Origin of the sequence: Mycobacterium paraterrae, from assembly GCF_022430545.2 — a bacterium.
In the GTDB taxonomy this organism is placed as follows: Bacteria; Actinomycetota; Actinomycetes; order Mycobacteriales; family Mycobacteriaceae; genus Mycobacterium; species Mycobacterium paraterrae.
The window spans coordinates 1,762,926-1,777,438 of sequence record NZ_CP092488.2; the positions used below are offsets into that span (position 1 = coordinate 1,762,926).

The 14,513-nt window shown below is 66.9% G+C and carries 14 protein-coding genes; 2 read left to right on the forward strand and 12 right to left on the reverse strand.

Annotated features, from left to right (window positions below; translation table 11 throughout):
- Nucleotides 1–109 precede the first annotated feature (109 nt).
- A complete protein-coding gene (locus MKK62_RS08435; RefSeq protein ID WP_240261511.1) occupies nt 110–1,378 on the forward strand; it encodes a hypothetical protein in 1,269 nt (422 codons plus the stop codon).
- 81 nt (nt 1,379–1,459) lie between these two features.
- Here MKK62_RS08435 and MKK62_RS08440 read toward each other — a convergent pair whose 3' ends face one another.
- From MKK62_RS08440 to MKK62_RS08495, 12 genes are all read right to left on the reverse strand, one after another.
- Nucleotides 1,460–2,125, reverse strand: coding sequence for an SDR family oxidoreductase (locus tag MKK62_RS08440; RefSeq protein ID WP_240261510.1), 666 nt, complete (start codon nt 2,123–2,125; stop codon nt 1,460–1,462).
- Between the two features lie 32 nt (nt 2,126–2,157).
- Nucleotides 2,158–2,667 carry a MarR family winged helix-turn-helix transcriptional regulator gene (locus MKK62_RS08445; RefSeq protein WP_240261509.1) on the reverse strand — a complete coding sequence of 170 codons (510 nt, stop codon included), beginning with the start codon at nt 2,665–2,667 and terminating at the stop codon, nt 2,158–2,160.
- 63 nt (nt 2,668–2,730) lie between these two features.
- A complete protein-coding gene (locus MKK62_RS08450; protein WP_240261508.1) occupies nt 2,731–3,462 on the reverse strand; it encodes an amino acid ABC transporter ATP-binding protein in 732 nt (243 codons plus the stop codon).
- The gene (locus tag MKK62_RS08455) at nt 3,459–5,219 is read right to left on the reverse strand and encodes an ABC transporter substrate-binding protein/permease (protein WP_240261507.1); all 1,761 of its coding nucleotides are present in this window, start codon (nt 5,217–5,219) and stop codon (nt 3,459–3,461) included. Before MKK62_RS08455 ends, MKK62_RS08450 begins: the two co-directional genes overlap by 4 nt.
- Nucleotides 5,216–5,998, reverse strand: a complete 783-nt coding sequence (locus tag MKK62_RS08460; protein WP_240261506.1) for an LLM class F420-dependent oxidoreductase — start codon at nt 5,996–5,998, stop codon at nt 5,216–5,218. The genes MKK62_RS08455 and MKK62_RS08460 overlap by 4 nt, the downstream gene beginning before the upstream one ends.
- 27 nt (nt 5,999–6,025) lie before the next feature.
- A complete protein-coding gene (locus MKK62_RS08465) occupies nt 6,026–6,925 on the reverse strand; it encodes an alpha/beta fold hydrolase (RefSeq protein ID WP_240261505.1) in 900 nt (299 codons plus the stop codon).
- A gap of 11 nt (nt 6,926–6,936) precedes the next feature.
- Nucleotides 6,937–8,139: a DUF1214 domain-containing protein gene (locus MKK62_RS08470; protein WP_240261504.1), complete on the reverse strand. Its 1,203-nt coding sequence runs from the start codon at nt 8,137–8,139 to the stop codon at nt 6,937–6,939.
- 1 nt (nt 8,140) lies between these two features.
- Nucleotides 8,141–8,902 (reverse strand): sugar phosphate isomerase/epimerase family protein, encoded by a 762-nt coding sequence (locus tag MKK62_RS08475; RefSeq protein WP_240261503.1) that lies wholly within the window; start codon nt 8,900–8,902, stop codon nt 8,141–8,143.
- The gene (locus MKK62_RS08480) at nt 8,899–10,059 is read right to left on the reverse strand and encodes a sulfotransferase family protein (RefSeq protein ID WP_240261502.1); all 1,161 of its coding nucleotides are present in this window, start codon (nt 10,057–10,059) and stop codon (nt 8,899–8,901) included. Before MKK62_RS08480 ends, MKK62_RS08475 begins: the two co-directional genes overlap by 4 nt.
- A complete protein-coding gene (locus tag MKK62_RS08485) occupies nt 10,059–11,186 on the reverse strand; it encodes an LLM class flavin-dependent oxidoreductase (RefSeq protein WP_240261501.1) in 1,128 nt (375 codons plus the stop codon). The genes MKK62_RS08480 and MKK62_RS08485 overlap by 1 nt, the downstream gene beginning before the upstream one ends.
- A gap of 228 nt (nt 11,187–11,414) precedes the next feature.
- Nucleotides 11,415–12,512: an inositol-3-phosphate synthase gene (locus MKK62_RS08490; protein WP_240261500.1), complete on the reverse strand. Its 1,098-nt coding sequence runs from the start codon at nt 12,510–12,512 to the stop codon at nt 11,415–11,417.
- Between the two features lie 53 nt (nt 12,513–12,565).
- Nucleotides 12,566–13,108: a PadR family transcriptional regulator gene (locus tag MKK62_RS08495; RefSeq protein WP_240261499.1), complete on the reverse strand. Its 543-nt coding sequence runs from the start codon at nt 13,106–13,108 to the stop codon at nt 12,566–12,568.
- A gap of 214 nt (nt 13,109–13,322) precedes the next feature.
- Between MKK62_RS08495 and MKK62_RS08500 the strand changes: the two genes are divergently transcribed.
- On the forward strand, nt 13,323–14,510 hold the full coding sequence (locus MKK62_RS08500; protein WP_240261498.1) for an LLM class flavin-dependent oxidoreductase: 1,188 nt from the start codon (nt 13,323–13,325) through the stop codon (nt 14,508–14,510).
- The last annotated feature ends 3 nt before the right edge of the window (nt 14,511–14,513 follow it).

A 14,513-nucleotide genomic window follows, 5' to 3' on the forward strand; every position in this document is an offset into this window, starting at 1 on the left:
AAGCTGTGGTCGTGATCGGGTCGAAAAGCACAGCCCTGACTTCTGTTCGCGGTTGAGGCCTGCGAAATTCGCGAGTTGGGCGTCGGGATCGTGGCCGTACGCTGCATGAGTGAGACGTCGAAGCAGGGTGGTAATCGCCGCGGTGGGCGCACTTGTGCTGACAGCCAACGCATGTCATGCGAATCGCCCGTCGACGCAATCTGAGGGGCACGGGTCGCTGATCGCCTACGGCACTTCGCGGTCCACACCGTGGTTTCGGCCTGGCGAAGAGACGTTCACTCTGGCGTGGCACGCGACAACCATCGCCAGGTGGACCAGACAAATCGGTGCGCGGAGATTCACCAGCGCCAGCGCACCGGCCTTCACCCCAGACGGCCGGTACGCATTCGCGCGCTTCAGCGACGAGCAGGCCGGCCGGTATCCCTACGACGGCGGCGACATCCACGCCGAGTTGGTGTGGGTGGATACAGCGACCCGGCAGATCCGCGAAGTGGCCATTGCGGCTCGGTCACGATCGGGCAAGCAAGAACCGGGGCGGCCGACTACGCCGTTTGCGCTGGATGGCAGCGTCGTGGTGTGGCAAGACCCGACCGCGACGGATCCGGCCGACGGACACATCACCCTGATGCAGCTGGACCTCAGTCGACCCGATCCGATGCCCAGCGTCTTGCGCACACTGGAGCTGCCGACGCGGCCGTCGGACCGCGAATTGTCTCCGGTCAACGAGCAGTACTTCACCGGAAACGTGATCGGCGCCGGCCACGGGCGCATCGTGCTGTACCACGCCGGCCATCTGTTCCTCGCCGACGCCAAAGGGGCCGTCCGCGATCTCGATCAGCCACCCGGTCACTCCGTGGCGAACGCGATATTCAGCCCGGACGGAACGCGTTTCGCCGTGGAATCGGGTAAGGCGTCAGGATCCGCACAGTGCACCGAGCGCCAAGCCACCGTGTTCGACGCTGCCACCGGCCGACCCGTTGCCGACCTTCCACAGACGTTCGACCTCACAGCACGGCCCTATTTCTACGGCAATACGAGCGACGCGCTGTGGTGGACGCCGCAGGGGTCGCTGCGGGCCACCGGTAGTGCCGACGTCTGTCCGGCGAGTCCTTCGGAGCCTACCGAGGATGGCGGGGTGTGGGAGCTGAGCGGCGCGGGGTGGACTCAGATCGACCCGCCTGGGACCTACCGGGATTACCCTCTCCAGGACGGCGATGCGGCCGTTGTCGCCCAGGTGGATCGACCGGCCGACGAGCAGCGGCCCAACGAACCCTCAACTGTCACAAAGCTTCTCATTCGCGAACGCGGCAGGCTGGTCCCGGTCGCGCAGGTCGATCCCGCGCTAGTCGCCGTCGGGCCGCCGTCGTCAGCCAGCTAGCCACCCGCTTGGCGTGAACTAGACGCCAGGGTCGTGATGCGCGTGAATCGCAGACCTAGCTTCTGTTTCGAGGGAGGCGGGTCAACGAGGCCGGAGGATCACCTCGTGCAGGTGGCCGTCGGGTGGGGTGTTGACCGCCTGGGCCACTGCCGCTGCGACCGTTTCGGCGCGCAAGAACTTGCCCGCGTCGTAATCGCCTCCTTCGAACGACACCAACTCCCGTTGCATGTCGGTGTCGGTGCGGCCAGGGTAGACGGTGGTGACCCGCAGCGTCGGCTCGCTCAGCCGCAGCGAGTCGGCGAACGCGCGCTGCGCAAACTTGCTGGCGGAGTACGACGCCATGTTCTGCGACGGGGTGCGGCCCGCGCCGGAGTTGATGAACACCACCTGACCATCGCCGCGGCGCAGCGCCGGCAGGACTGCAAGCGTAACCGCCACTGCGCCAAGCACATTGACCTCGAAGGTGGTACGCCAATCGTCGATTTCCGACTCCGCGACGGGACCCGGGATCGACACCCCGGCGTTGTGCACCAGTACGTCGAGCTCGTCGATGCCGCCGGTGGCCCCGGTGATCGAGTCGGTGTCGGTGAGGTCGAGCGCCAACGCGGTGGCCCCGAGGCGCTCCGCGGTCGCCTCGAGTGCGCGCGACGGGCGTCCGGCCAGGATCAAGGTGTGGGTGGGTGCCAGGGCGTCGGCGATGGCCGCGCCGATCCCGCGGCTGGCACCGGTGATGAGTGCTGTCGGCATGCCCGCCAGCTTAAGGGCTGAGCGGCAACGCTTTACGCGGTGGCGTCCCCGTTGGCGGCACCGGCCGGGGTGGTGACTGATTCGCTGGCGGCCAGCCGCTCCAGCGGAGCCAGCGCCTTCGTCAGCGCGTCGATCTCAGATTCGTTGAGTTGGCTGAGCAGGCTCACGAGCGCGGTGATTCGGTTGCTCAGCGACTCGCGATGCACGGCCAGGCCGCGCGGGGTGATATCAACAAGCACGGCACGCAGGTCAGACGGGTCGCGCGAACGCTTCACCAGCCCGATCTTCTCCAGCCGGCGGATCGCGACCGTCGTCGTGGGAGTGCGAACCCGCTCGTGCGCGGCCAGATCGGTCATCCGAATCGGGCCGCGGTCCAGCAGGGTCACCAGGATCGACAGCTGGGCCAGCGTCAGGTCGTTGGCGGCTTCCTTGCCGGCACTCGGATCGCCGCGGCGCAGGATCGAGAACAACTTGGAGAGCGTACGGTGAAGCCCCTCCGCCAGCTCAGTGAGCTCGGGCACGGTGGCTTCAGTTTCCGCCATAGTTCGACAGTCTAACCTGTCTGCTGGTCAGCGGCCCACAATTGGATTTTGCCGGTTTTGCTGCTACAACACCTGCGACAAGAAGCGCTGCAGGCGCTCGGTCCCGGCCGCCTCGAAGATCTGCTCCGGTGGCCCGGTCTCGACCACCTGGCCGTGGTCCATGAACACGACGGTGTCGGAGGTCGACCTGGCGAACGCCATCTCATGGGTCACGACCAGCATCGTCATGCCTTCCGAGCCCAGATCGGCGATCAGCGCCAAGATGCCTTTGATCAACTCCGGATCCAGCGCCGAAGTCACTTCGTCGAAGAGCATCACCTGCGGCCCCATCGCGAGCGCGCGGGCGATCGCAACTCTTTGCTGCTGACCACCCGACAGGGCGCCGGGCTGGCATCCCGCCTTGTTTTTCATGCCCACCCGGTCCAGTTGGGCCAGGGCCGCCTCGCGGGCCTGGTCACCGGAGAGGCGCTTGAGCTTGCGCGGCGCCAGCATCACGTTGTCCAGGACGCTGAGGTGCGGGAAGAGGTTGAAGTGCTGGAACACCATGCCGATCCGCTGCCGCACGGAGTCGGGATCGTCGTTCAGCACCGATCGGCCGTCGAGCAGAATGTCACCCTGGTCGGGTTCGTTCAGCCGGTTGAGCGCCCGCAACAGGGTGGACTTCCCGGATCCCGACGGCCCGATCACTGCCACGGTGTTGCCGGCCGGGGCGACGATGTCGACGCCGCGCAGCACTTTGTTGCGGCCGAAAGACAAGTGAATGCCTTTGCCCTCCAACGCCACTGAGCTGGTCATACCATCTCCTGACTGGCGGGCAGCGGCAGCGAATCGTCCGGTCTGCCGTGCCGGAGCCGCTCGTCGATCACGTTGACCAGGTGAGTCAACGGGATCGTCAGCAGCAGGTAGAACATGCCGGCCGCGACCAGCGGCGAGAGGCTGCCAGTCTGCGCGTTCAGGTCGCGGCCGACCTGGAACAGCTCCCGCTGGCCGGCGATCAGTCCCAGGAAGTACACCAGCGCCGACCCTTTCAGCAGCGCGATGAACTGGTTGACCAGGGCCGGCAGCACCCGCCGGATCGCCTGCGGGAGCACGATCAGCCGCATCGAGGCCCGGTAGCTCAATCCCAGTGCGCGGGCGGCATCGAGCTGGCCCGGCTCGACGCTCTGGATCCCGGAGCGGAAGATCTCGCCGATGTAGGCCGCCGCCGTCAGACCCAGCGCCGCGATGCCCAGCGGATAGGGGTTGTTGTGGGTCAGCCCGCCGACGATCGGACCGATGCCGAGTCCGATCAGCAGGATGATCACCACCTCGGGCAGACCGCGGAAGATGTCGGTGTAGATCCGCGCCGGCCACCGCAGCCAGCGCATGCCCGACACACCGGCCACCGCCAGCACCATCCCGACCGCCAGCCCGAGGATGCCGGAGCTGATCGTGAGGATCAGCGTGTTGGGTAGCCCCGTCGTCAGCATCGCCGGGATCGCTTGTCTGTAGAGATCCCAGTCGAAGAACGACTCCTTGAGCTGGGTCAGGGTCGACTTCGGCGCCGGCGGCTTGTCGATCGACCGGTGATTGCGCGCGGCGATCGCCGCGAAGTCCGGAAGATGCGGCGTCGCAGCCGCTTTCGATCCGGGCTTCCATCCGGAGGGCAGCGGTCGCGGTGTCCAATCGGTGTAGAGCTGCGCCCAGGTGCCGTCGGCGATCACCGCGTCCAGCCCGGCGTTGAGCGCGTCGATCAGCGGCTGGTTGTCCTTGCCCACCGCGTACGCGATGAAAGTGCCCTGCCCGAACGTATAGCCGACGACGGCGGCGGCGTCGCCGTGCTTCATCACTTTGGCCGCCTCCATGGCCGGCGCCACCCAGGCGTCGACCTGGTGGTTCTTCACGCACGAATAGAGCGTGGTGAAGTCGGGGAATTTGACCGGTTCGATGTGCAGGGTGTCGACGACGTAGGACTCTTCGACGGTGCCCTGGATGGCGCCGATGCGTTGCCCGGGGTGCAGGTCGTCGAAGCCGTGGATGGGCGAGCCGGCCGGCACGATCAGCGACAGGTAACCGAAGTCGTAGCCGTTGGTGAATCCGACCGTGCGGCGCCGTCCTTCGGTCGCGATGATCGACGACGAGCCGACGTCGAAGCGCCGACCGGCGACCTGCGCCAGCAACGCCGAGAACTCGGTGCCGTTGAAGACGATGCGCAGGCCCAGTTTGGCCGCGATCGCCCGCAACAGCTCGCTGTCGAAGCCGGTGAACCGGCCGCCGTTCAGGCAGCTGCTCGGCGGGCCGCCGGGCTGGGTGCCGACCGTCAACGTCCCAGGTGTGAGCAGGTGCAGCGCGTCGATGTTCACCGAGTTCAGCGGCACGACATCGGGGGTGGTGTGGGTGTCCGCCTCCTGGGGCTTGTCGGTGGCGAGATTTGCCGGTAACGGGCGCGCGCCTTCTTTCCCGACCGGCTTGCACATCTGGTTGTCCGCGACGGCCGGTGCGAGCGGGGCCAAGCTGTAGGTCAGCAGGATGATGCCCAGCAGCGCAACAAGTTTCGACGCGCGAACTCTCATGCTTTGTCGCGCCACCTGCACAACGCTTCGGCGTCGCTCAGGACGTAGTCGGGGCCATTAACGCCGACGGTCAGCAGCGTCACCCCGAGCGCGACCAGCCCTTCGGCGTCGTCCAGCAGGTGCTCGACGTCGACGCCCGCCGAACGCTCGATGGTGTCGGGGTCGCGTCCCACCGCGGCGCAGTGTTTGGCCAGCACTTCGGCGGCCTGCGGGTAGCTGTCAACCGTGGTGAACCCGTGCCAGATATCAGCGTGTTCGGCGACCAACCGCAGCGTCTTCTTCGGCCCCTTGCCGCCGATCAGGATCGGGATGTCGCGGGTGGGTGGCGGGTTGAGCTTGGCCAGCCGGTCGTTGATCCGCGGCAGGGCGCCGGCGAGGTCGTCGAGGCGGCCGCCAGCCGTCCCGAACTCATAGCCGTATTCGTCGTAATCTTTTTGCTTCCAACCCGATCCGATGCCGAGAATCAACCGGCCGTCCGAGATGTGGTCGACGGTGCGGGCCATGTCGGCCAGTAGTTCGGGATTGCGGTAGGAGTTGCATGTCACCAGCGCGCCGATCTCGATTCGGGAGGTCTGCTCGGCCCAGGCCGCCAGCATGGTCCAGCATTCGAAGTGTGCACCGTCGGGGTCGCCGTACAGCGGAAAGAAGTGGTCCCAGTTGAAGGCGATGTCGACGCCGATGTCCTCACATCGGCGCACCGCGTCGCGCAGGTTGCGGTAGTCAGGGGAGTGCTGGGGCTGAAGTTGGACACCAATACGGATCGGCCTGGAGGAAGTCATGGCTCCCACGGTAGGCGCGCGGCGTGGTTAGCGCGCAAGGACGCCGCGCAGGATGTCGATCAGCGCCAACGGCTGGTCGCTCTGCACGGAATGGCCGGAGTTGTCCACGATCTCAAGCCCCCGGAATTGCTGTGCCCGCCTGACCAATTCGTCGGCGTCCTCGTCGGTGACGAACGGCGAGTTACCGCCGCGCACCAGCCTGACCGGCGCCGATAGGCCGGCGAAGTCCTCCCACAGACCGTCGAAATCCGGTACTTTGCGGATGCTGTCATATCGCCAGGTCCAGCTGCCGTCGTCGAGGCGGCGCGAATTGTGAAAGACCCCGCGCCGCAGCGATTTCCGGTCGCGGTGCGGCGCCGCGGCCGTGGTGACCTCCAGGATCGCCTCGAAGCTCGGGAAGTTTCGTTCGCCGGCCACCAGCGCGACGGTGCCCTGTTGCTCGGTGGTCATCTCCGCGTAACGGCGCAACGCCGACGGGGTGACGTCCACCAGCACGAGCTCGCGAACCAGGTGCGGCGCGATGGCACCCAGCCCGATCGCGGTGAGGCCGCCCAGCGACATGCCCACCACCAGCTCGGCCTCGGGCGCGAGGTCTTCGATCACCGGCTTGACGGCCGCGGCGTTGTGCTGGGGCGAGTAGTCACCGTCTTCGCGCCACGCCGAATGACCGTGGCCAGGCAGGTCGACCGCCAGCGCCGGCACGCCCAGCCCGACGATCACCGTGTCCCAGGTGTGCGCGTTCTGTCCGCCGCCGTGCAAAAACACCACCCGCGGCGAGTCGTAACCCCACTGCAGGGCGCTGATGCCGTCGGCCTCGACCCGCCGCACCGCCGGCAGCGGACCGCTGACACCGGCCTGCTCGGCGTTCTCGGCCAGCAAGCCAAATTCGGAGAGGCCAACCAGGTCGTCGTCGGAGATGTCGGTCATGGTCCTCGACACTAAAGGACGTAACGGCGACGGATGCCGCGGAATCGATCCCACATCGCGGCGGCCCGCTGGGTCTCGTTGACCATCGCGGTGTCGGCCGGCAGCGCTTCGGGCAGCTCGTCATGGCGCACGACCCGGGTGCTGAGCACCGCGGGCTGGCCCTCCAGCATGTGGCGGTAGGTCAGGTTGCCGCGCTCGAACCCCTGGGTGTCCAGCCAGTTGTGCACCCCGGGATCACGATGCGCCATAACCAGCCGGATTCGTCCGTCGGCGTCGACGACGGCGCGGCTCGGGGTGTAGGTGACCGGCCGGTAGAGGTAGTCCATGCTGTTGAAAAAGACGCCCATGTTGGTCAGCATCCACAGCCCGTCGTGGGCGTCGAATTCGACGATCAGCGCGTCGTCGGAACCAAGTTCCCAGTACATATTGGCTGCGGCCCGGCCGCGTTTGGCGTCGGCGCCGTCGGAATCGACGCGCGGAAAGGTGTTCGGCTGGTCGGCGCTGACGCCGCCGTACCGGAACGGGAACTCCGGCCAGTCCGTCATCAGCCCGGTCACGAAGTCGCCGGCCCAGTCCATCGCCTCGATCATCACCTCGGGCGTGGGCAGCGGCTTGGGCGCCGACATGTCGATCCGCTCGATCCGGATCTGCGCGGGCTTCTCGTCCCAGCGGTCGAAACCCTGACGAATGAACAGCTTTCGCGACTCGGCTGTGGTGGGCAGCCAGTTGCCGGGGCGTTGCGGGCCGCCGACGATCAGCTCGAACTGTCCGTCGTCATCGACGTCGAGGTGGGTGATGTTGGCCTCTGGCGTGTCGCCGAACGGCTCGTGCAGAGTGCCGGGCCCGGGCGTGCGACGGCCTTGGACGGTGACGTTGAAGAAGCGGGCAGTGCCCCGGCTGCCGGTCAGCCGATACGTCGAGCGACCGTCGATCCAGGCCTGCTGGTAAGTGAAGTCACCACAGTCGCCGCCGAGTTTGCGGGTAGGACCGCAGAACTCGTGCAGGGCGGGGTAGCCGGTGTCGCGGGTCTCCAGCGCTAGGTCGAAAGCTTGTCCGAGGTTCTGGGTGAGGAAGCGGAACGCGTCGACGCGCTGGATACCCGATGCGGCGTTGGCGTCCTTGAACACCTGGTTGCCCGCTTTTCGCAGCTGGCCGCAGAAGGCATCCCACGCCGCCTGCAGGGCGGCGTCGTCGGGGCAGTCGCCGAACGCCATCTCACGCACCCAGCCTGTCGAGCATGGCTCCTACGACAGCACAGGCGCGACGGGCCGATTCCAGCCGGCCCTCCGCATCGATCCGCGGGCCGATCAGCTCCAGGTCGAAGCCGTGCGCGTAGCCGCCGGCAAGCGCCTGTCTCACAAGCGATTCGATCGGTATCGTGCCGTCGCCTGGGACGGCACGGCCGGGTAGCGACCGATCCCCGAGAACGTAATCGCTGAGCTGGATCAGCCGTGTTCGTGGCAACGCGCGCTGCAGCGCCTCCTCGATGTCGCCCTCGGCCCAGCAGTGGAAGATGTCGATGCAGACGTCCAGCCCGCTCATTTCGGCCAGTGTCACGGCGTCGCGCAGCGTGTGCGCGAAATGCAGGTCGGCATAGAGCGGCGAGGCGTTTTCGATCGCCAACGCGACGCCGGCCTGCCGAGCGTGCTCGACACACGGCGCCACCCGTTCACAAAACCGTTGCGCGGCTTGCTCCCAAGTCAATGAGTCTCGGCCGCCGGTCAGCATGTACACGGTGGCGGCGGAGGTTGCAGCGGCGGCGTCGATCACTCGATCGAGGGCGGCCGCGTCGGCGAAGGGATGATAGACGGCCTCGACCGTGTACTCGTTGTGCTGGAGCAGCTTTGAGACATCCGCTAATTGGCTGTCGAGCACGCTCAGCCGCTTGACACCAAGGTCGGCCCAATGCTCTTCCAATTCGGCGATGGAGTCGCCGTAGAACGTGACGTTGTGTACCGACAGCCGCTGGTGTGTCATCCTCGGTTCTCGATCTCGACGCCGAATCGCTCACGGAACGGGCGGAATTCGTCGTGCAGCGCGTCGAGATTCTCACCGATGTCGACCAGCAGCTGCGTCGAGTACCGGAATTTGCCGTGCCGGTCGCCGCGGTTCTCGGCGAGGTAGCGCCGCATGGCGTCGCCGGCCGGTGCGGTGAGTTCGCGTCCGCTGAACGCGTAGTAACGCCGAACGGTGTCAACCTGATCGGCGACAATGTCGCTGTAGCGGACGTGCAGGATCCGCGGGTCGTCGACCATCGGGTTGCTCATCGTGTTCGCGACCCCGGCGCGGGTCAACTCGAGGTGCATCTTGGCCAGGGCGTGCAGATCGACCGTCCCGACCATGCCGTCGGCGATGTCGGCCATCATCATCGTGCGCGACGCGGCGACCTGGACCGGGTCGCGATGCAGCCAGACCAGGGTTGCGTCGGGATAGGCGTCGAACATCTCCGTGAGCCGGAAGCCGTGAAAACCCTTGAGCACCCAGTACTTTGGCGGGCGGCGATATTGCAGTTGCTGCAGCATGTCCTTGTGCAGCCGGTACTGGGCTGCCGCATCGGTGGCAAGCCCGCCGACCAGCGACTGCATCGGAACCCGCCACCACGCCGTCGGCGTCATCACCCGAAAATCGAAGGCCCAGGTGCGTTCGTCTTCGGGCAGGCCGTCGCCAAGCATGTCGTTGTAGGGATGACTGCGCAGCCACTTGGGCATCTTGGCGTTGATCTCCCGCCAGTCGTCGTCGGCGCGCGCCCGTCGCGGATCGTCGCCGTCGGTCAGCCCGGGCGGCGGCGATGGATACATTACTTCCCAAAACCGCAGCGCCCGGGCGGCCGGGTCGACGGACATCAGCGCGTGCATCAGCGTTGTCCCCGAACGTGGTTCACCGGTGACGAACATCGGCGCGTCGATCACCTCGTCGGCGATCGGATAGCGGTTGCGGTCTTCGAGGAACTCCAGCCGCGAGGTCAGCAACCACCTGCACACCTCCGCGGCCGCGGCGCTACCGGCGGCGTCCAACCCGAGTCGGTTGAGATGGTCGACGGCCTCCGCGAAGCGCTCCGGCAAAGTGGGGTCGCCGTAGTCGCTCAGGCCGGTCTCGGCCGTCGCGGTGGCCAGCAGCTCAGCAGCGTCCAGCATCACCGAACGTCTCCGCACAACGTCAGCAATTCGTCTTCGGCGGCAACGACATTCGCCGCCGAGGAGGCGGCGTGCGCGAGACCGGCCATCGCGCTGTAGTCCAGGATCTTGGGAACCCGCAGCCCGGCGTCGACAAACGCCTTGATTGTCGCGGCGACCTGCTTCGGCGTGCCGTGCGGCACCAGGGCCAGCAGCATTTCCGGCTGCACCTTCGCCAAAAACTCGACGATCCGGTCGCGGGTCAGCACTGCGGGGTCGATGTCCTGAAAGCCGCGCCAGCCCGGGCCCATGGGATGTTCGAACCCGAAGTCGCGCAACGTCTCCGCCGACACCTGCAGCAGGAAAGCCTTGACCAACGGTGCCTGCAGGACGTCACCCAGCGCGGCCTCGTCCTCGCCGATCAAGCAGACCTGAATGAAGCACGGCGTGATCGCCATCGGATCACGGCCGGACCGCTCGGCAGAAACGCGAACAGCGGAGAGCATGTCTGCGTATTGCTCGGGCGTCCAGGCGCCGGCCGGCCACCAGCCGTCGGCGTAGCGGCCGGCGATGTCGAGCATCCGCGGACCGCTCGCCCCGATCCAGATCGGCGGCGGCGCGCCGTCGTAGGGCTCGGTGTCCAGGCGGGCGTGGTGTAGCCGGTAGAACTGTCCCTCGAAATCGACCGGGCCGTCGGTGTCCCACAGCAACCGGATCACGCGCAGCGCCTCCTCGAAACGGGCGACAGGCCGGGCGAAGTCGAACCCGTAGGGCAGCGTGTTCTCGCTCTCGCCGCTGCCCAGTCCCAGGACGAACCGCCCACCCGCGATGTGATCGATGGTCAGGGCGGTCTGGGCCAGCATCGCCGGGTGGCGACGCACGGTGTCAACGACTGCGGAGACCAGCGGCACGTCCTGGGTCAGCGCCGCGGCGGCGGCTGCCACCGCCAGCCCGTCCAGATGGCGATGCGGCGACGGAGAAGCGGTTGCCAGATCGGTGAATTCGGGTGTCCAGATGGAGTCCGGCCAGAAGCTGACCATGTGATCGGGCAGCCAGATCGAGTGATAGCGACCGTTGTCCAGGTCGCCGAGTCGCGACAGATCCAGCGGCAGGGTGGTCCGCAGGAATGCGGCGGGCTGAACCTTCATCGAGACATGATGCTAAGCACTCGCACAGCAGCGCGTCGGTGAAACGCCACATCCGCGACGACGGTCGCTGTGCCCGCCTCGCAGCGACAACTGCCCGTGCCGTCGCCGATCGTGGCCGCATTGTCGCTCGAAGGCGGGCACACTGGCTCCCGTCCGGCGCTCGTGGCGGAGGAGACCAAAAGCGAAACGGCCCGCCACCGGCAAGGTGACGGGCCGTTCGCACGAGGACTAGCCCTCGATGATGAACTCTTCGAGCTGCGCGCGAGCGATGTCGTCGGGCAGCTGCTGCGGCGGGCTCTTCATCAGGTACGCCGACGCCGGGATAACCGGTCCGCCGATGCCGCGATCCTTGGCGATCTTGGCGGCACGCACCGCGTCGATGATGACGCCGGCCGAGTTCGGCGAATCCCACACCTCGAGCTTGTATTCCAGGTTCAGCGGAACGTCACCGAAGGCGCGGCCCTCGAGACGGACGTAAGCCCACTTGCGGTCGTCGAGCCAGCCGACGTGGTCGGACGGGCCGATGTGGACGTCTTTGGTCTTGAACTCGCGCTGCACGTTCGACGTGACGGCCTGAGTCTTCGAGATCTTCTTGGACTCCAGGCGCTCGCGCTCGAGCATGTTCAGGAAGTCCATGTTGCCGCCGACGTTGAGCTGCATCGTGCGGTCGAGCTGCACGCCGCGGTCCTCGAACAGCTTGGCCATTACGCGGTGGGTGATCGTCGCACCGACCTGGCTCTTGATGTCGTCACCGACGATCGGCACGCCGGCGTCGGTGAACTTCTTGGCCCACACCGGGTCGGACGCGATGAACACCGGCAGCGCGTTGACGAATGCCACACCGGCGTCGATCGCGCACTGGGCGTAGAACTTGTCGGCCTCTTCCGACCCCACCGGCAGGTAGGACACCAGCACGTCGGCCCTAGCCTCGCGCAGCGCCGCGACCACGTCGACCGCCTCGACGTCGGATACCTCGATGGTGTCGGCGTAGTACTTGCCGATGCCGTCGAGCGTCGGACCGCGCTGCACCGTCACGTTGGTCGGCGGCACGTCGGCGATCTTGATGGTGTTGTTCTCCGACGCGAAGATCGCCTCGGACAGGTCGAAGCCGACCTTCTTGGCGTCCACGTCGAACGCGGCGACGAACTTCACGTCGCGCACGTGGTACTGCCCGAACTTCACGTGCATCAAGCCGGGGACGGTGCTGCTCTCGTCGGCGTCGTAGTAGTACTGGACGCCCTGAACCAGCGAGGACGCGCAGTTCCCGACGCCGACGATGGCGACGCGGACCTCGGTGGACGCCTGCGGCGCGTTCTGCTCACTCATACGGCGTTCTCCTTAACTTTCCTTGAGGGGGATTACTGGGACTCGCAGGGGCTTCACGCTTGCTCGGCGCTACGTTGCGCTACGCGTTCGGCCGCGATCAGCTCGTTGAGCCAATTGACTTCACGCTCGCTGGACTCCAGCCCGAGTTGATGCAGCTGGCGGGTATAGCGGTCCAGTGAGCTACTGGCCCGCGCAATGGCTTCACGCAGACCTTCTCGACGTTCTTCCACCTGGCGGCGACGGCCCTCCAGGATGCGCATCCGCGCCTCGGCTGGCGTGCGATTGAAAAATGCCAGGTGCACGCCGAACCCGTCGTCGGTGTAGTTGTGCGGCCCGGTGTCCGCCACCAGTTCGCTGAAGCGCTGCCGGCCCGCGTCGGTCATCTCGTAGACCCGCCGTGCACGCCGCACCGGCGTGCCGGCCGGCGCGGCGTTTTCGGCGATCAGTCCGTCGGCCTGCATCCGGCGCAGCGCGGGATACAGCGACCCGTAGGAGAAGGCCCGAAACGCCCCGAGCAATCCGGTCAGCCGTTTCCGCAGCTCGTAGCCGTGCATCGGTGACTCGAGCAGAAGTCCCAGGATGGCGAGCTCCAGCATCAAGTCACCTCCTTTGCTCGTCTGAGTGCGGCGCTGCTATGTCGACCAACAGTCTCGCGCAATAGTATCGGCCCGATATATTCGGCGCTACTTCGGGAATCCAGCTCCCGTTCTCGCTGCGTTCAACCGCTGGTCGCCGGGCTGCCAACCGGCTTGCAATCAGCGTGGTTGCAAGCCTGTCGGTATCCGGTCCGGCGGGGCATAACCAGACAACGTGTCGATTCACTTGCACTGGTTCCTACCGACTTACGGGGACTCCCGCGACCTGATCGCCGGCGGGCATGGCAGCAGCATGCGCGGCGACCGGCCGGCCGACCTGAAGTACCTCGTTCAGCTCGCCCAGGCGGCCGAGATCAACGGCTTCGAGGCGGTCCTGACCCCGACCGGCCTGTGGTGCGAGGACGCCTGGCTGACCACGGCGATGCTGATCGGCAACACCGAGTCGCTGAAGTACCTGGTGGCGTTTCGTCCCGGCTTGATCAGCCCGACGCTGGCCGCGCAGATGTCGGCCACCTTTCAATGGCAGTCGCGGGGCCGGCTGCTGCTCAACGTCGTCACCGGCGGCGAGAGCGCCGAGCAACGCGCCTTCGGTGACTTCCTGGACAAGCGGGACCGCTACGCGCGCTGCGGCGAGTTCCTCGACATCGTCCGTCGACTGTGGACCGCCGATGAGCCGGTCACCGTCAACGGCACGCACCTTCAGGTCGAGCAAGCGTCGCTGGCCCGCCGCCCCGACCCGCTGCCCGGTGTGTTCTTCGGCGGATCGTCGCCGGAAGCCGGCCAGGTCGCGGCCGCCTACGCCGATACCTATCTCACCTGGGGTGAGCGTCCCGAACAGGTCAAGGAAAAGCTGGACTGGATCCGCGGGCTGGCCGCGGCGCAAGGCCGGACGCTGAGCTACGGCATTCGGTTGCACGTCATCTCTCGCGACACCAGCGAGCAGGCGTGGGCCGAGGCCGAGCGGCTGCTGGGAGCGCTGAGCCCCGAGACGGTCGCCGCCGCTCAGCAGTCATTGGCCCGCTCCGAGTCGGTCGGCCAGCGCCGGATGCGTCAATTGCACGGCGGTGGAGAGGAATACGCGGGCGGCGCCGATGCTCGGCGGCTGGAGATCTACCCCAACCTGTGGTCGGGCGTCGGGCTGGTCCGCGGCGGCGCTGGCACGGCCCTGGTCGGGTCGCATGCCGAAGTCGCCGACCGGATCGCCGAGTACGCCCACCTGGGACTGGACCACTTCATCCTGTCCGGCTATCCGCACCTGGAAGAGGCCTACATCTTCGGCGAGGGAGTGCGCCCGATCCTCGTCGAGCGGGGTTTGCTTGATGACACGAACCGCCTTGATCGGGCCGCCGAGCCGGTGCGCACGGCCTTCCTGCCCAGGGTGGGCGGGGTCAGCGCGTCGTAGTCG